The organism is Pseudomonas sp. P108 (assembly GCF_032613195.1).
Classification (GTDB): domain Bacteria; phylum Pseudomonadota; class Gammaproteobacteria; order Pseudomonadales; family Pseudomonadaceae; genus Aquipseudomonas.
In genome coordinates, this window is the sequence record NZ_CP126692.1 from 132,414 (window position 1) to 147,358 (window position 14,945).

Sequence of the window (14,945 nt, forward strand, 5' to 3'; positions counted from 1 at the left end):
TGGCACCCTCATGCTTTTGTTAATAGCATTGGCAGCTCATTATCCTGTTAGTCATGGCCATGCAAAACAAAATACCCCTCGCAATACCTGTGGCCCTTCGCTACGTTCAAGCATCAGAGCTACCTTCACATGCTGGATGAAAAAACAAATCATCTAGAGAACAAGCGCGCTTAGCGAAGGGCCGAGGATGAAAGGTGAACACATGGATAAAATACATGATCCTTTTAAACTAGGCGGGCATGTTGCACCCGCTGATGCTTCAAGTTCGCGCTCACAAAAAAAGACTAGACGGCTACCGCAAGAAATCATTGCACTTTTAGGAATTGTCCCTGATAGGCGACTTGCACGAGAAACAGGTAGAGCCGAGAGCACCATCCGAACCGCTCGTACTGCAAGAGGGATTGAGCGCGCCAAGTCCGACAAAGACTTTCTCCCAGACAGAATACTCAGCCAACTGGGGAACATGCCAGATGCAGTTCTTGCAAGAACAACTGGACGAAGCGAGAGCACCATTCGAAGCGCCAGAGTTCGTAGAGGCATATCACGGTATTCGCAGGCAGAAGCTGGCGCTCAGAAAAATTTAGGGAAGCTCCCCAACGAATGGTTATGGCTCATATCATGCGCACCAGACGCTTTGGTCGCCGAACGACTCTGTATTTCTTTGAGTGCAGTGAAAACGCTTCGAAGCGAACTGGGAATGACCGAGCTTAAGGTCACACAAACACTTCCGCCCGCCTTCTTCATTTCCCTTGGGGCGCAGCCAGACCTGCCTATTGCTGAGAAATATTCTCTGAGTGTTAGCACGATCAGACGTATCAGGGCCAACCTTGGGATTCCGAATTTTTGCAAATTGGACTCGATGCTCACTGACGACGTTATTTCGCATCTGGGGAAGGTTTCTGACAATGAGTTGGCTAAAACCTCTGGCCTATCTCGAACGAGCATACGGAAGGCAAGGAATAGCCGAAACATTCCTGCGTTCACTGGAGAAGATTTAAACCAGACTTACCTCGACTCGCCCAAGTCATGCTTGAATGATAATAAACTGCTGCCTGCACTAGATGAAGTCACGATGCGCCTGATGGCTTGGTGCTCAGACAAGCATTTGGCTGATCACCTAAGCATTGACAAGTCTCATGCTATCGAGCTGCGGAAACAGCACGGAATGGTAAAGCTTTGCATGAGGAAGTCCCCGCCGCTTGAGTTGTTTGAAGACTTGGGCAAAAAACCAGACCACACCCTGGCAGCTCAGCACGGTCTAGGCATTGGCTCGATTCGAACGATCAGGAGAAACCTCGGTATTACCGCTTTCAGAAAATCGAATCCGTTGCTGGATGATGCCGTCATAGAAAGACTTGGCACCATGTTTGATAACGAGTTGGCCCAGCTAACCGGATTAACCGAAAAAATTATACTTAAGGAAAGAGGCAAACGCGGCATTCCCTGCTTCTCAAGATACTGCGGTTCAATCCCTGAACTTATTTCATCATTAACCCTAAGCCAAAAAAAGGTAGTCGAACTTTTGCGTTGGGCCGGTAACAAGGAAGCTTCTGAAAAACTTGGAATCTCTACGTTCAAGGCTAAACAAGTCAGGGAGTTTCTAGGCGTTCAATCGCTCAATGTAAAAATAAAACCGCCGCAGTCGCTATTTCCGATGTTAGGAAAGAAATCTGACACCGAGATTGCAAAGCGTTTCAAGCTCCCTGTGCATTATGTGCGCTCTCTCCGCCTAAAACTCAATATCAAGGCTTTCTCTACGCCTGATAAGTGACTCTACTGCTGCTTTTGTTGGGGCACAAAGCAGCAAAGCTGCCAACATACAGAGTCGCTTCCGTGCTGGTCGGGCTGGCCTCAGTTCGTAGTCTTGGTTCTGGGAAATCCAGGGCTTGCAAATGACACAGTGTGTTTTACGCGAAAATTGATCCAACTCCCAACCAGTCGGATCAAAAGCCATGGCTACTTTGCCAACTACTATCTTTGACCTACCCCCGATAGCCGCTCTTTCGGAATTGTTGTTCGCCCAGGGTGATGAGGTTGTGACCAAAGGTGAACGTCACCCTTTCTGGATGACCGTCACCTCAGTCAACTCCCGGACTGGCTTTTGCCGTTGCAAGTTTGGCGGCTCCGGCATTGACGCAGGCAACTTCCACCAACGCGAATTGAAGTTTTACGGTGGGGCTCTGATACAGATGGCGGGCTGACCTGCCCCCTGATTTCTGTCCAGCTGCCACCACCTCAATCAGTGGGCTATCCTTATCGGGTTATGGCCCAACCGAAGCCCACCTCAACAAAGGAGACTGTCATGTCCCAGACTGAGCTTTCCCACGCAGAGAAGCAGCAGCAGGAAAATGAGTCGAGGTTCAGCGAATCCCATATCGCCAAGTACGAGCGCATCATCAAGGCAGCCACCACATTGACTCCAGATGAAAAGCTCGCTTTGGAAAAGTGGGAGAAGGAAAACGTAACCGGCAACGGAAATTTTGGCACCAGTGACTGGCCGGGCTGGGATGCCGTAATCTCGCGTATCAGCCACTAGCCTCACTCTGTTCCAAGACAAACATTCACAAACTTCGGATGCAATTTATGGAAAGCCCTAACTACAAAGCTGTGATCACCGTTGAAATCGAAGGCCATTCGCCTGATCAATTCGGAATGGCGGTGAAAACTGCTTTCGATCTTTTGTCCTTCGGTTTTAAAGGCTGCGAAGGAACCACCCCAAATGGTACAAAAATCACCTGCAACGTAGACTCGAACCTACCCTCCGACCCTATGGCTATGCCCCGGATGCTCGACATGTTCGAAAAAACAGTGCGGACTTAACAGCCCTAGCACCTGGGCGATCTCTTAAGCGATGGCCATATCAATGATCGCGCCCCCCCTGGACTGAAATCTCATCATCGTGGCTCAGCATCTTCGTCGGGCCACGGTGACACAACTCTCCCGCCCTCATGATTGGCTCATCAACTAGATACCGAGGCCAATCCCGTGAACCAACCCAAAGCTAAAGCCCGCAGCGCTGGCGTTAAGATGATCAATGTCGCTGCTGGAGACCTCACCCCCCTCATGATCAATTGGCTGGTAGCCGGCCTCGAAGACGTTCCAGTCCACCTGAAAGATGGTGACCTCTGGCATAACCCGTCCCAGTTTGGCCCGGAGGGCATCTACGCCCCTTCGACCGACCCAGCTACCGGCCACCCCATCCTTGAGCGGGAAAAGATCCAATTGCGCTACGTGGAGGAAGAAGGCCATTCCTTCCATCAACTGTGGATGGCAAAGGACTGTCGGTTCCGGCCAACTTCAGGTTCGGTTGAGTGGACACGGCGTTATGGCCACTCTTACGCCGAACTCGACTATGGCTACCTGACTGGCCCGACCATGCTGATTGCTGCCCTGCGGTTCTATGTCACCAAAGCCATTGCCGGCAAAACGAAGAAACCGATGCTCCGCGTACCTGCCGACCTTGTGTAACCCGATGGAGACTTTGAAATGCCTATGCACCTGAGCAAGCAAGAAGTCCAACTGCTCGGGCTGACTACTGTGCTGGATTGGTGTATGCCCGAACATGAGGAAGACAAGCCATGAGGGCGCCGGCCAAACCCCGCGCCATGTCGCCCCTGATGAAACGGGTACTCAGCGACATTGCAGAAGGGCGCGGAGCATTTTATGGCTGCTATGGACGAAGCGAGCATGGCGGGCGCACAGGCACCATTGCCGGTCTCGCGAAGCGCGGATTTCTGGACGGTCGCGGTGACCTCACCGAGGCCGGTCGCTTACACATCGCGCAAGAGCAGTCGAAGTAAGAGAGGCATGCAGTTCAGCAACCCAACGGTGATCGACAAAGCCTTGCCACTACCGCCCCGCTTCCCTGACTAGGATTCGAGAACATGGGGTGTCAGCAGATGACACAGGCAGGAAAATGGCAGAATTGGCTTTCAATCAAGTTATCCAACCGAGGACGACATGCGCGGATTAATCAAAGCCTTGGCAAGTGGCCTGGATAGGGCGGAACACGATGTGTTCGTGGCACCACAGGTGCATGTCGGATGCGGTGATGCACCACCCACTGCGCTCGATAACGCTTGGTACTGGTGCAATGGTTTCAAAAAAGGTTTCACAGAGTGCCGCACAGACCAGCTCCAGGAAAGGCACGGCAGGGCCAGTCAATGCTGGAAGCAACTGTGGCCTTTGAAGAACTTGATCATTCGCTCCCGTGATCGAAAGCTTCGGGATATGAAGGCCCCGAAATCGGTTGCTGTCGAAGACCTCACCGAAATCACGTTTGCACTGCCAGACGCGACCTATACCAGTACACCGTCAGCATCTAAAACTCATCACCAACAGTAGAGCCCTATATGAACACCAGACCCCAACACTGGTTACGAAAGGTTATGGCTGAACACAGCACCGCGCTGGCAATCGCGGAGAAAATCGAGGACGCCGATGAGCGTGTTGCAAACCTCAAACTCCAGATTATCGCCGTACAAGAGTCTCGAAAGAAGCTCGAAATTTCCGCCCGCGAAATGGCAGGCCAGAACGTCGGCGAGGAACAATTGACCGAGGCAGTCACAACCACCGAGCGCGATTGCATTGGTGCCTGCCAATTAACAGCGACCATTCTTCAAGCAGAAACGCAGCGATTGTTCGTGATCGCAAACCCGTTCTTGAACGAGTTGGTTGCGCCGGAGTTGGATAAGATAAACACAACCAGCGAGAGCCTTTCACGCTGGAAATCTTTCAGCAAGCATTGAACCCAGTTGTAGTTAAATGGGGTCGTTGCAACAGTTTGCGTGCATAGACATAGGCAGTAGACTTGAGATAGCGCTTTCTGAATCCGATTTGCAGGGTGGTATTTTGCTTCATCATCTTAAAGCATCATTGATACAAGCATTTAAACGCACCAGGGTGGTCGAGGTTCTAGGCCGCCCCAAGCGTATAGATCCTTTCAAGCCCGGCTCGCATCCCGTTCTTCACCGTGCGCGAGCGTTCTTCTATGGGCGCTACATTCTGTGCCTGATGCACCTTGGTTACGGGGTCATAGTCATAGGGCGAGCAGGATCTGGCAAATCCTACCTGCTCAGCAAAATCCGAAATCTCATCGTTCTCAAACCTGATATCAATTTGGTTTTGCAGGGTCAGCGCCCTGAACTCGATGTTTGCCGGCTCCCTGATGGGAATTTGGCGATTGAAGAGCCAAACCGCTTTGCCTGGGATAACCATTCCGAATTATTTGGAGTGCTTCGCGGACGCAGAGTGCTGTTCACAGCACAATCCATGTCTGTAGTGAGCGATCTAGAATTGCAATCCCTCTTCGAGGATCGCCTTGTAGTGATTTTTCTGGGCGGGCGGGAAGACTTCCGCCGCGAGTTGCGTGGCCAGGGACTGAAAAGGAGCGCGTACTTTGGTTGAGCCAGTAAAAATCTTGCCCCAAGAGCCGCCGAAGCAGATCACTGCGCGGCATGTGGCCCATCACCTCGGTGAACACCTTACGGGGTTCCTGGCGGCAAACAACATGAGTGGTTGGGTCGCAAAAGAAGACTACGTGCTTCGGGATGACAGACTCAGTGACCAAATCCTCTTGGTCAGCCAAAGCACTGGCCTGTCAGTTGATCGTTTTCGACGGATAGCAAAAAAGCTCAAAAAACTTGGTCAGGCTCACGGCGCCGACCTAACGCTTACCGGGGCAAAGTACATGCTCGCCCACGCACTGGGGTATTCCTCGCCACAGATGGCCATGCAGTGCCGCACCGTGGATGAGTTCATAGAAAACATCTGGCCCAAGGGCGCGGCGATGAGTCTCGTGTCCTTGAGCGATGCCGTGGATGGGCCACACGTTAATCCCGAGCTTCTGGCATTGCTTAAAGACCGAATTCATTTCAACCAGAAGCGCGATGCGACAGTCACCATAACCGCCTCAGCTGACCCCAAGGCTGGGAAGAAAATGAGGCTGGAGCGCAGAGAGCGACAGAGAAGAATGGATCGAGAAGGAAGTCGCCCCAGATCGTAAGCGCGACCAAACAGAAACAGGTTCGGGGAGTAGCAGATCCCATTTTCGGAGGCGAGCATCTTCGACAAAATCATTGGTCGCTTCGATGACACAACTGCTCAAGGGTGATGATGGCTCCATCAACAAAGCGCGCAACGCGCAGGAGCCCAGCGATGAATATCGGAAACATCACCCTTCTTCGCAGCAAAGTCCAACCTCAAGCCAAGTCAACCGTCTTCCCGCTGGCAGCATTCTATGCTCACCTGCAAAACCATGACTGGTACTACTGCTTTTCCGAAGACCGTGCAGCCTACCGCGCCGGCGAAGTGTCTGAGCAGCGCCTGCGAAAACTCGCCCGCGACTCGGGGCCTGTCCACGAATGGCTCTGGGAAGAATTCAGCAAGCACAAAGGTACTGGGCCGGCCTGGAACACTCCGCAGCATCCTATGCCACCAGCGCCAGCTGATCTGGCATTCCGGGACATGGTGAATATCCGTATTGAAATGGCGAAAGCTGAACTGGTCGCAAAGATCATCGCCAGCGTAAAACCCTTCTTGCCGAGTTCGATTGTTCAGCTCGATCCGGTATGGCGGGTAATGCAGAAGGTGCTGTACCTCGGGGCGTATGCCGGACAGGGTAAGGCACCGGCCATTATCGCCTCTCACCCGAAGCTCGCTGGCGCCTGGGAGCAAGGTCAAGAGCTTGTAACGGCAAAAGAACATCCGACTATCTGACACAATCGTCCCCGGCACGCTGGGGCACCTCACTCTGGAGAAAAGGCATGCATCCAGCAATCGGCCAGCTATCCAATGGCCAGTTCTACAGCTACATCAATGGCCATAGCGAAGAACCGTTCTTCGGCACGCTTGAGGAAGTAGAGGTGGCCATGGGGCTGCGTGAGCCGATTGTGACCACGCCGAGCTTTGCCCCAGCTGAGCAGGTTGATCCGGCGCCAGCGAAGTCCTACACCGTGACTCTCACCTTCCAGTATCCTGCTTGGGATGAAGTCAACGGCATCCGCTATCCCGACATTCGAGCGGATTCCAAGTCACATGCAAACATCATCGCTCGCCGTCTTGCCTGCAATGATGGCCACCTCGGTGGCGGAAAAGGCCGTCTAACGTTTACCGCCACCGAGTTGTAGATAAATTCCTTTGTTGGGATGTGGGGAGTTTCCCAAGCCAACACTGTAGGCGCCAGGGACACACAGCGGCTCACCCTACAATAGGCAGCATCCCGAGCACAGACACCATAGGAGATTGAAGTGGTAAAGGCCAAATACCCAGCTGAGCTGCTGGATCACAAACGCGATGGTTTCGAAGCCTCTATCAAACGCATCGCGGTGGAGCGTTACGGCTACCCAGACGAAAAGCATATGGTCGAACAGGCGGTGTTGCGTTTGCCTAAAGGTGACTATGCAGCTAGCTGGGTTCGCGGAGCATGGGACGGATTCAATATTGCCCATGAGGATGGTGGCCACGGCTTGGACAAACACAAATCCATCCCGGTCGAACGAGGCCTGTATTGGTACTTCGAGAAAGGCAAATCCGAGCCCCGCCCGGTCATGGTTGATCCAACTCGATGGGTTAACAAGTTCAAATCATTCAACGGCTCTGAACAGTCTTGGCTGGCTGATGGTGAGTACCTGCTGGGGCCACAGCCCGTTCCATCTGATCAGCCTGAATAATCTAACTTTATGACTGCGTGGCCCATTTCATCCCAGATGAACACGTCATGACGAGAAATAGTCGCAAACCTGTTCCGCTTGGCACGTTCAGGCCAATGGCGCCGCGTTTGGGCACTGCCGCCCAACCCATATACTCGGCAGTACCGGAAGAGAGATAAAACATTGCTTACGCCAACTGTGGCGGAAGCTTTATGAGACTGACTATCAAGGCTATGCTTCTGATAATCGCAACAATCTCAAGGCACGTCAGTCTAGCTAAATGCACCGCATTGAGTTGCCTTTTGCCACCGTGTCTGTTGACATGTTTTTTGCAGCTGAACTTCTAACGTGAGAATGCCATGTCCCTGATTGCCGAATACCGCCAAACCCAACAAGCAGTTGAAGAACTGCAAGCCCGTCTGACCGCCCTGTCCACCGATGATCGGCTCAAGAAAGAGTTGGAGTTCGAAGACAAACTCCGCGAATTGATGGGTGAGTACAGCAAAAGTCTGCGTGACATTATTGCGCTGCTCGATCCCCAGGCGACGACTAAGCGCGCTGTCAATGCCGCCTCCCCTGCTACCCGTAAGGCACGGCAGATCAAGGTTTACAAAAACCCTGAGAACGGGGAAATCATCGAGACCAAGGGCGGTAATCACAAGACCCTTAAAGAGTGGAAAGCCAAACACGGCGCTGAAACCGTCGAGAGTTGGGCATCGGTCAAGTAATCGTATCCAGGTCAACAAAGGGAGCTTCGGCTCCCTTTTTCTTTCGCACTGCAAACCAGCAATGCGCCCTCTATTTGTCCCTTGCAGCGGCTCTGGCGTGAGTAACTGCATCCAGTTGAAGTGAGGCGCTGGCTGCCCCTCGATACAATCCGACCATAAGCCCTCTCACGCATTGCGCCGAGGTGAGTCCCTGAATCCCTATGTTGGGGTCTTAGGATGTGCTCTGCCGGCTCTATTGCTGCGATGACACCACGGGTACGAGGTGATGATGAACCTGCATCACCAGATCACGAAGCCCTCAAAGGAACTCCCCAATGCCGGCTGTATGCGACCACCCAGTAGGGTACATCCCTGATGAGCTGATCAAAGCAAACGACTGGAACAAGCGCCTCATCGAGTTTGCCAAAACGATTGATGAGTTCAATGAGTGCGGCCAAAGCGTACAGATCGAGCACCCAGGCTATGTCAGTGAGTTCAACTACTGTCCAGAGTGTGGTCAGCGGCTGGATCGGGTAGCGCTCGGGTTACTGACCTTTGACGAGGCCTTCGTCGTATTCACTGCGCATAAGCGAGCGCACCCCAACCCAGGTGGGGTTCAAGGAGCAACGAATGGCAAGCATTGATGAGGCACAAGATGCCACCAGACTGATCAACCTCACGGCAACGGTCGAAGGCGGGTACAAACCGTTCACCGTCCGTTTGGTGGACGGTAAGCACCACTACCCACTCTCTACCAGTACGTACAACTACTGCCAGACCGATGAGACCAAACACGAAGTGGCACGTCGCATCGCTGCACTCTGGACGATGGCCAAAGGCATCCCTACTGCGGAGTTGGAGGCCTTCGCAGCATCTGGCCGCACGCTGCGAAAATAGACAATGGTGCTTTCACAGAGCCGCCTGCTGGCGGCTTTTTCATTATCGGGAACCACAGCTGTTGTCTGTTTCCGAAATTAATGCGAAATCCCGAAATAGCTGCCGCTACCGAGACCGAGCAAACGAGCAGATGCGGGCCGGTAGTGTGCAGCCGGGATTACCATGCTACTTCGGTTGGTCGTCGGCGGCTTTGTTTTCAGGTGCCGGCACGTCGAATGATTCCTCTAGAACCATCACCCGGCCACTTGGTGGCATGGCAGGTCGGATGGTCACTTTGGGCACGCCGGATGACGCTCGCACCCCTTTGGCAATGGCAAGGGATTCAGGGCTGTTCACTTTCACCCAATGGGCCTTCAACTGTTCTGCAAGCGATTTGTTTTGCATGCTCATTTCCGGTGTCGGTGAAGCTGCCCATGGGCGCGGTAGCCGCCCTTCCCATCATTTTTTCAGCTGATCAAGCTGATTAGACAAATCAGCTACCTGCTCGCGAAGACTTTCACCTCGCTCTTCAAACCGTCGATCCTGCGCAGAACTACCGTCTTCCCGCGTTAGGCCCTGATGCACCCAACTTTCCAGTTCCTGCTGTGCCGAAGCCAACTGCTGTTCGAGTTGTTCTTTTAGGGGGTTGCTCATAAATCACCTGTTCTGTTGTGGCGCACAATCACGCCTCTTCACTGATTTTGCCCCGATTGGTTAAGCCGAAGCCGTAGGATGCAGTCGAGCGTTATTCAGGTCTTTGATCGCGCCGAGATCGACCAAAAAAAAACTCCCCAGAGTAGACAGCCCAACGCCAGGGTTAATAGCGATCGCATGAATCCATACTGCGAGTAATTTACAACCGTGGCACCGATGATTGATACGAGAGCGATGAGCCTCAAAACAAGTTCGAGTTGCATGGTTTTTATCCTTACGAGCGCGCTGCTGCGCGATTCGCCGGCCAAGCTTTCGGCTTGGAATAGCCACGCTTTTCGCGGATCTTCTGGAGTTGGGTTAGTCGTTCAAATGCCTCACGCGCCTGGAACTGATTAACACTGATGAAGCAGCCGTGACCTGTCAGTTGGTCTTTAAATTCGTCAAAGTAGTCTTTCTGATAGCTGTTTTTCATAACGTTCTTTCCAAAACCTGTTTGGCCCTCTGGCGACCTTCCCAAATCAAAAGGCGGCGCTGTGGAGTGCTGGCCTCCAGCTCCCGCTGGGAGGGTGGGAAGACTGGGAAACCGAACTTTCGCAACGAACGTCGAACCGTTTCACGTTGCTCCGGTGTCCAGTCCTCTACTTCGCCGAAAATCTGAGCCACGCAAGCTACTTCGTGCTCGGCCATGTCAATCAAAGCCTGACGCTCTTTACCGTTGAGCAAGAAAACCTTGAACGCGTATAGCCACCCTCGCCCCGTAATTGTAGGTTCGCGAAATGCAAAAGCAGGCAGCCCAATATGAACCTTCCGTTCCTCCCATGCGGCTTTGACGCTCTCGTAGAACATGGCTTTTTCCTACGCTGGCTGCTTGTCTTCGACCAACTCGAAATAGTTGTGTTGGACATTACGCACGGAACCCTCTACCACAGTGCCATCGGTCAGCCTGATACGAGCGCGGGAAAGACCTGGTGCCTTGAGTAGAGCGACCCCTATTTCCAAAGGGACTACTGTGAACGAGTAACAGCTATGCATGCGCTGCATCGCGACTGAATATTTTTGAGGCTCTGACGTTCTGCCCAACTCACCCGGCTTGCCGTAAGTGAGCGTTATCTCCACATTCCCTGCATTGAAACTCATAACGACCCCTGATGTTTTATAGGCACGTACACCGCACCTCTCTACGGCCTCGGCCCATCGAGCCCGCTGTCGGATTATATGAGAATTCCACAGGCAGTCGCATTCATTACCATCGGCCATCGCCTGTATTTCGAAAATCTGGAGTTACTGATGAGGCCTTGCTCGAATGCCGATTTTTGTCAGCAACCGACAGTCCCAAGTAGTAACTGCATTGGGTTGAGCTGAGCCCAAGAAAGCTGCGAGGTAGGATCGCCCATAGCGCCCCGGAACCCAGGTTTGGTTTCGAGCATTCCCACACACACCGGGCATGCTGCGATGACACCACCGGCAGCCGGCGATCATGGATGCACCACCAAACAGTTCAGGTATGACGTATGGTCTTACAAAGCTCGCTGGCGTTCCGCCTAAACTTCAACGGTACGCCCCTCATTGCAGCCCCCAGCGAGAACGAGTCGCTGCACGAAGCCATGACCCGCACGATTGCTCAGCACGCCGGCTCGGAAGTATCGGACTGCGGGCGTTGCAAAAAAACGGGTGAGCATTACAGCTACCCCATCACCCTGGCCAACGGAATCAAAGGCCGGGCAATCGTCGAGGGTAATGCGTGATCAAGGCAAAACAATACGCGCCTGACGACCCCGAGCTGATGGGCAGGCCCGTGATTCTTGCCAGCGACTATGAGTTGCTGCGCAAGCAGCTGGAGGCAGCCGAGCCCCTAGCACGGGAAGTGGAGCAGTTGCGTGCGCTGAGCACCGTCTTCGACAACGACGCAGCGCTCACTGAGCGGATGAAAGCTGCCGGCATGATGACCGCAGCTGAAATGATGGCTGGCAGCCCTTTGGATGTGTTCATGCGCCATGCCGGCGTGCGCGATCTGGACACTTTCAGTCAGTGGCTAAGCATGCGTCGTGAGGAATCTGTGAAGCTTCACGCCCGCCTCGTTCTGGAGGGGCGCGAGGAAGACGAGTTGTTCGACTGGGTACTCAGCCATTCAGCGGCCTTCGGCGAGGTACTGGCCAACTTCAAGGCGGCAGTAGCGAGTGAGCGAAACTCTGCGGCAGATCCTGGCGTTGGATGATCGAAACCGGCATCAATTGAACAGACTCAACCCACTTACCCTACCCTTCCCTTCCCAATGTGAGATTCAAGAAGATGGCCACTTCCGATAAGACCAGCATCAAAGACGTTGCAGCTCGACTGCATGAGATAGCACACCGTGATACTGCGACTACCGTAAGTGTCAAAGCCGAAGACCTTCGACGCCTGCTCGATGCCGCTTCCAAGAATGGCGTTCCGGGCGCATCGGGTGACTGCGATGAAGCCTTCGCCGATCACTATAAGGTTGACGTGCTCGACCCGGCCAACGGTCATGACCTAAGTGTCTGGCAAGCAGGCTGGACAGCTTCACGCGTGGTGCTCGACGGCAACGAAGCTGAACATGTCGAGCTGCTGGGGCAGGCACTCGGCGAATGCATAGTAGAGGCAGGCATTATCCGGCCCGATGTAGGTCTCAGCGGCCCTCAGCTTCTGCATTTCGCCAAAGACCTGCGGACTCATATCGCGCTGCTGAGCCAGGGACAGGAAGCAAGCAAAGCCGTCATCGATTTTGTTCTCGCATATCAGACAGAATGCCCATTGGAGTTCCTTCGCGCCTGGAACGAAGGAAGCTTCGATTCATGCCGGCTGGAATGGCCGGAAGCTCCTGATGCTGTTTACATTGGCGCTGACACCTTGCACCCGGAGACGGTCGGTTACGGCACGAATGCCGGGTGACACAAGCAAGCAAATGGGTCGGCTGCCAAGAGAAAGGACGCCGACCTAGGTGATATCCAAGTGGCGCACCATCAATGCAACTCAACCAGCGTTTGAGTCAAATGATGGGTGTGACACCAAGCTCACCATCCAAACCTACGCGAAGGACATGCATATGAGTTATGAGCCCTACACCAGCATTATCAAAGAAGCACTGAACAGTCGCGGTAGTTCACCTGATGACATGCTTAGTCACCCAGAGCATCGGGTTCCACAATACGTGGTGAAGCTCTGTGATTCCCTAGCCTTGGCTGTAAGTCAGGTCGCCACCTCTCCCGTCCAGTTGTCCCAAGTGCTCAAACTCGAAGGCACATGTACCGGAGCGGATTACGCTGAAAAGCTTGCGCTGCGCTGCCAATATTTGGCTGTCGGATAGAAGCGATACCTTGGGCGCGATACCGCCCTGGAATCCCAAAGCCGGAGTTGACGAGTTTACCCTCATGGGGTTTGTTTTGTGGATTTAATACCCCCCAGGGGGTATTATTCACACATCAACTTCAACCGCAGAGGGATACCCCAATGACTGCCATGGCCACCAACCAAATCCAGCTTGCAATCGATAACTTCGATCTGACCCTGAATCCGGGTAGCGTCAAAACCATCATGGCAGGCATCAAGGCTGCCTATGAGCCCAAGGACGAGAAGAAAGGTGCCGACAAGGCCCTTTCCGATGGCGTTCAAAAGGTTATGTCGGGTATCCAAGCCATCTACGAAGGCAAGTCGGACGAGAGCGCTACCGGCATTCCGCAAATCAAGGGTGCGGGCGGTAGCTCCGACCTGTGGAAAGTGCCGGTCAAGGAATTGAAGGTCTTGAAAGGCTTCAACGTCCGCCTCCCAGGCCCAGACCTTGATCAGCACATCGCGGAGTTGACCGACTCCATCCTTGAAGAAGGTTTCATGCAGCACAAGCCGCTCGCGGCTCTGGTGTTGGAAATCGACGGCGTGTTGGGCTTGTACGTTTTCGATGGTCACTGCCGACTCGAATCCACCATCAAGGCAATCGCCAAAGGCGCCGAGATTGATCTTCTGCCTGTAGTGGTGCAGGACGGTCGTAATACCAATCTCGATGACCTCTACGTGACCATGTACCGCGCCAACAAAGGCAAGGAGTTGGCTCCATTTGAACTCGGTGTGCTCTGCAAGCGCTTGTCGCGTAATGGACACGACGACAAAGTGATCGCCAAGCGCATGGGCATCAAGCCGGGCTATGTAGATGGCCTGCTGCGACTGGTGAACTCGCCGAAGGCACTGGTGGATGCAGTTCTGAGCACAGAGATTGCCGCGTCCGAAGCCATTACCATGCTCCGCGCACATGGCAATGGTGCGGTAGTGCAGGAACTTGAGAACCGACGTGCTCGCGCCCTTGCTGAAATGCAGGCAAAGGCCCCGGCTGGGCAAGAAAACCCAGCGAAGACGGGCGATACAGCAGAACAAGAAGCGGGCACCACAACTCCCGCCCGGCCACGAATTACCGCCCGTCATGCGTCAGACGCACACGTCAAGAAAGCAGTTCGCAAGCACGGCTTGGAACTGTTCAAAGTCAACCGCCTGCTGAAAGAAGATCCGGCTTACGCCAATCTTTCCGAGGCAACACGGTTGCAGCTCGAAAAGTTCATTGCTCTGCTGGACGAGGCCGAGAAAGCTGACGCACTTCCTCCAGTAAACTTGAATGCTCAAAGTGAGGATGACATGAAGGCGGCAGCCTGACTGTCACCCACCCTTCTGCCTCGATGATTGGAACCGCAACATGCTGATCGATTTACTCAAGGTCGCCCCAGGCGACCTGCCCAATGAAGTGTTTGATGAATTCCTGGCTGACAGCTCTCATAGCCCGGAAATGGTCGAGGCACTGCGCGACCATCTTGTTAATGGGCTCGACACCAAGGCCGCTATCAAAAAACACGGTGTCACAGCCCAGAAATTCAAGATGCGACTCGACAAACTGAACGCCGAGATACAGCGGGTGGGACGGATCACAGGCATGCTGATCGTCGATGCTGAGCGCATGGAACGGTTGCTCGTCCTGGCCCGCGATCTGGCCCTGGCCGTAGAGGCTGTGCGGTCAAATAAGCCTCTCACCACACCAGTGGCAAGTGTGGCTAAGTAAGAA

Annotated in this window: 23 protein-coding genes; 19 read left to right on the forward strand and 4 right to left on the reverse strand. The window is 53.7% G+C overall.

The features are described 5' to 3' along the window. Positions 1–202: 202 nt before the first annotated feature. The 13 genes from QOM10_RS30295 to QOM10_RS30355 all read left to right on the forward strand — a co-directional run bounded on the left by QOM10_RS30295 (position 203) and on the right by QOM10_RS30355 (position 9,253). Positions 203–1,771: a hypothetical protein gene (locus tag QOM10_RS30295; protein ID WP_316918537.1), complete on the forward strand. Its 1,569-nt coding sequence runs from the start codon at positions 203–205 to the stop codon at positions 1,769–1,771. 531 nt (positions 1,772–2,302) lie between these two features. Then, complete coding sequence (locus tag QOM10_RS30300; RefSeq protein WP_101165576.1) at positions 2,303–2,536, forward strand: hypothetical protein; 234 nt, start codon at positions 2,303–2,305, stop codon at positions 2,534–2,536. Positions 2,537–2,583: 47 nt separating this feature from the next. Next, positions 2,584–2,820 (forward strand): hypothetical protein, encoded by a 237-nt coding sequence (locus tag QOM10_RS30305; protein WP_316918538.1) that lies wholly within the window; start codon positions 2,584–2,586, stop codon positions 2,818–2,820. Between the two features lie 165 nt (positions 2,821–2,985). Further along, on the forward strand, positions 2,986–3,468 hold the full coding sequence (locus tag QOM10_RS30310) for a phage protein NinX family protein (protein ID WP_316918539.1): 483 nt from the start codon (positions 2,986–2,988) through the stop codon (positions 3,466–3,468). 920 nt (positions 3,469–4,388) lie between these two features. After that, entirely contained in the window at positions 4,389–4,748 is a 360-nt protein-coding gene (locus QOM10_RS30315; RefSeq protein WP_316918540.1) for a hypothetical protein, read from the forward strand. A 16-nt stretch (positions 4,749–4,764) separates the two neighbouring features. Then, positions 4,765–5,406 carry a hypothetical protein gene (locus QOM10_RS30320; RefSeq protein WP_316918541.1) on the forward strand — a complete coding sequence of 214 codons (642 nt, stop codon included), beginning with the start codon at positions 4,765–4,767 and terminating at the stop codon, positions 5,404–5,406. After that, the gene (locus QOM10_RS30325; RefSeq protein WP_316918542.1) at positions 5,399–6,004 is read left to right on the forward strand and encodes a hypothetical protein; all 606 of its coding nucleotides are present in this window, start codon (positions 5,399–5,401) and stop codon (positions 6,002–6,004) included. The genes QOM10_RS30320 and QOM10_RS30325 overlap by 8 nt, the downstream gene beginning before the upstream one ends. A gap of 152 nt (positions 6,005–6,156) precedes the next feature. After that, positions 6,157–6,717 carry a hypothetical protein gene (locus tag QOM10_RS30330; RefSeq protein ID WP_316918543.1) on the forward strand — a complete coding sequence of 187 codons (561 nt, stop codon included), beginning with the start codon at positions 6,157–6,159 and terminating at the stop codon, positions 6,715–6,717. A 47-nt stretch (positions 6,718–6,764) separates the two neighbouring features. Then, entirely contained in the window at positions 6,765–7,127 is a 363-nt protein-coding gene (locus tag QOM10_RS30335; RefSeq protein ID WP_101165567.1) for a hypothetical protein, read from the forward strand. A gap of 120 nt (positions 7,128–7,247) precedes the next feature. Next, positions 7,248–7,670, forward strand: a complete 423-nt coding sequence (locus QOM10_RS30340) for a hypothetical protein (RefSeq protein WP_316918544.1) — start codon at positions 7,248–7,250, stop codon at positions 7,668–7,670. Positions 7,671–8,008: 338 nt separating this feature from the next. Further along, a complete protein-coding gene (gene mvaT, locus QOM10_RS30345) occupies positions 8,009–8,377 on the forward strand; it encodes a histone-like nucleoid-structuring protein MvaT (RefSeq protein WP_057451268.1) in 369 nt (122 codons plus the stop codon). A gap of 314 nt (positions 8,378–8,691) precedes the next feature. Continuing rightward, a complete protein-coding gene (locus QOM10_RS30350) occupies positions 8,692–9,000 on the forward strand; it encodes a hypothetical protein (RefSeq protein ID WP_057451267.1) in 309 nt (102 codons plus the stop codon). Then, positions 8,987–9,253: a hypothetical protein gene (locus QOM10_RS30355; protein WP_057451266.1), complete on the forward strand. Its 267-nt coding sequence runs from the start codon at positions 8,987–8,989 to the stop codon at positions 9,251–9,253. The genes QOM10_RS30350 and QOM10_RS30355 overlap by 14 nt, the downstream gene beginning before the upstream one ends. A 165-nt stretch (positions 9,254–9,418) precedes the next feature. On the opposite strand, the gene QOM10_RS30360 is transcribed toward QOM10_RS30355, so the two are convergent. The 4 genes from QOM10_RS30360 to QOM10_RS30375 all read right to left on the reverse strand — a co-directional run bounded on the left by QOM10_RS30360 (position 9,419) and on the right by QOM10_RS30375 (position 10,732). Continuing rightward, positions 9,419–9,637 (reverse strand): hypothetical protein, encoded by a 219-nt coding sequence (locus QOM10_RS30360; RefSeq protein ID WP_316918545.1) that lies wholly within the window; start codon positions 9,635–9,637, stop codon positions 9,419–9,421. A 54-nt stretch (positions 9,638–9,691) separates the two neighbouring features. After that, on the reverse strand, positions 9,692–9,886 hold the full coding sequence (locus QOM10_RS30365) for a hypothetical protein (protein ID WP_082534433.1): 195 nt from the start codon (positions 9,884–9,886) through the stop codon (positions 9,692–9,694). 274 nt (positions 9,887–10,160) lie between these two features. Beyond that, entirely contained in the window at positions 10,161–10,358 is a 198-nt protein-coding gene (locus QOM10_RS30370) for a hypothetical protein (RefSeq protein WP_057451264.1), read from the reverse strand. After that, positions 10,355–10,732 (reverse strand): hypothetical protein, encoded by a 378-nt coding sequence (locus QOM10_RS30375; protein ID WP_316918546.1) that lies wholly within the window; start codon positions 10,730–10,732, stop codon positions 10,355–10,357. Before QOM10_RS30375 ends, QOM10_RS30370 begins: the two co-directional genes overlap by 4 nt. A 665-nt stretch (positions 10,733–11,397) precedes the next feature. Here QOM10_RS30375 and QOM10_RS30380 point away from each other — a divergent pair. The 6 genes from QOM10_RS30380 to QOM10_RS30405 all read left to right on the forward strand — a co-directional run bounded on the left by QOM10_RS30380 (position 11,398) and on the right by QOM10_RS30405 (position 14,942). Continuing rightward, a complete protein-coding gene (locus tag QOM10_RS30380; RefSeq protein ID WP_057451261.1) occupies positions 11,398–11,631 on the forward strand; it encodes a hypothetical protein in 234 nt (77 codons plus the stop codon). Next, positions 11,628–12,101 carry a hypothetical protein gene (locus QOM10_RS30385; RefSeq protein WP_316918547.1) on the forward strand — a complete coding sequence of 158 codons (474 nt, stop codon included), beginning with the start codon at positions 11,628–11,630 and terminating at the stop codon, positions 12,099–12,101. Before QOM10_RS30380 ends, QOM10_RS30385 begins: the two co-directional genes overlap by 4 nt. Before the next feature lie 74 nt (positions 12,102–12,175). Next, entirely contained in the window at positions 12,176–12,796 is a 621-nt protein-coding gene (locus QOM10_RS30390) for a hypothetical protein (RefSeq protein WP_316918548.1), read from the forward strand. A 154-nt stretch (positions 12,797–12,950) separates the two neighbouring features. Beyond that, positions 12,951–13,211, forward strand: coding sequence for a hypothetical protein (locus QOM10_RS30395; protein WP_234831343.1), 261 nt, complete (start codon positions 12,951–12,953; stop codon positions 13,209–13,211). A gap of 143 nt (positions 13,212–13,354) precedes the next feature. After that, positions 13,355–14,542: a hypothetical protein gene (locus QOM10_RS30400; RefSeq protein ID WP_316918549.1), complete on the forward strand. Its 1,188-nt coding sequence runs from the start codon at positions 13,355–13,357 to the stop codon at positions 14,540–14,542. Positions 14,543–14,582: 40 nt separating this feature from the next. Further along, a complete protein-coding gene (locus tag QOM10_RS30405) occupies positions 14,583–14,942 on the forward strand; it encodes a PapB/FocB family fimbrial expression transcriptional regulator (RefSeq protein WP_316918550.1) in 360 nt (119 codons plus the stop codon). Positions 14,943–14,945: the final 3 nt, after the last annotated feature.

Coding starts and splice junctions, on each gene's coding strand:
- QOM10_RS30295 (WP_316918537.1), top strand. CDS start 203: ATGGATAAAATACATGATCCTTTTAAACTAGGCGGGCATGTTGCACCC.
- QOM10_RS30300 (WP_101165576.1), top strand. CDS start 2,303: ATGTCCCAGACTGAGCTTTCCCACGCAGAGAAGCAGCAGCAGGAAAAT.
- QOM10_RS30305 (WP_316918538.1), top strand. CDS start 2,584: ATGGAAAGCCCTAACTACAAAGCTGTGATCACCGTTGAAATCGAAGGC.
- QOM10_RS30315 (WP_316918540.1), top strand. CDS start 4,389: ATGGCTGAACACAGCACCGCGCTGGCAATCGCGGAGAAAATCGAGGAC.
- QOM10_RS30320 (WP_316918541.1), top strand. CDS start 4,765: ATGGGGTCGTTGCAACAGTTTGCGTGCATAGACATAGGCAGTAGACTT.
- QOM10_RS30330 (WP_316918543.1), top strand. CDS start 6,157: ATGAATATCGGAAACATCACCCTTCTTCGCAGCAAAGTCCAACCTCAA.
- QOM10_RS30335 (WP_101165567.1), top strand. CDS start 6,765: ATGCATCCAGCAATCGGCCAGCTATCCAATGGCCAGTTCTACAGCTAC.
- mvaT (WP_057451268.1), top strand. CDS start 8,009: ATGTCCCTGATTGCCGAATACCGCCAAACCCAACAAGCAGTTGAAGAA.
- QOM10_RS30350 (WP_057451267.1), top strand. CDS start 8,692: ATGCCGGCTGTATGCGACCACCCAGTAGGGTACATCCCTGATGAGCTG.
- QOM10_RS30355 (WP_057451266.1), top strand. CDS start 8,987: ATGGCAAGCATTGATGAGGCACAAGATGCCACCAGACTGATCAACCTC.
- QOM10_RS30360 (WP_316918545.1), bottom strand. CDS start 9,637: ATGCAAAACAAATCGCTTGCAGAACAGTTGAAGGCCCATTGGGTGAAA.
- QOM10_RS30365 (WP_082534433.1), bottom strand. CDS start 9,886: ATGAGCAACCCCCTAAAAGAACAACTCGAACAGCAGTTGGCTTCGGCA.
- QOM10_RS30370 (WP_057451264.1), bottom strand. CDS start 10,358: ATGAAAAACAGCTATCAGAAAGACTACTTTGACGAATTTAAAGACCAA.
- QOM10_RS30375 (WP_316918546.1), bottom strand. CDS start 10,732: ATGTTCTACGAGAGCGTCAAAGCCGCATGGGAGGAACGGAAGGTTCAT.
- QOM10_RS30380 (WP_057451261.1), top strand. CDS start 11,398: ATGGTCTTACAAAGCTCGCTGGCGTTCCGCCTAAACTTCAACGGTACG.
- QOM10_RS30390 (WP_316918548.1), top strand. CDS start 12,176: ATGGCCACTTCCGATAAGACCAGCATCAAAGACGTTGCAGCTCGACTG.
- QOM10_RS30395 (WP_234831343.1), top strand. CDS start 12,951: ATGAGTTATGAGCCCTACACCAGCATTATCAAAGAAGCACTGAACAGT.
- QOM10_RS30400 (WP_316918549.1), top strand. CDS start 13,355: ATGACTGCCATGGCCACCAACCAAATCCAGCTTGCAATCGATAACTTC.
- QOM10_RS30405 (WP_316918550.1), top strand. CDS start 14,583: ATGCTGATCGATTTACTCAAGGTCGCCCCAGGCGACCTGCCCAATGAA.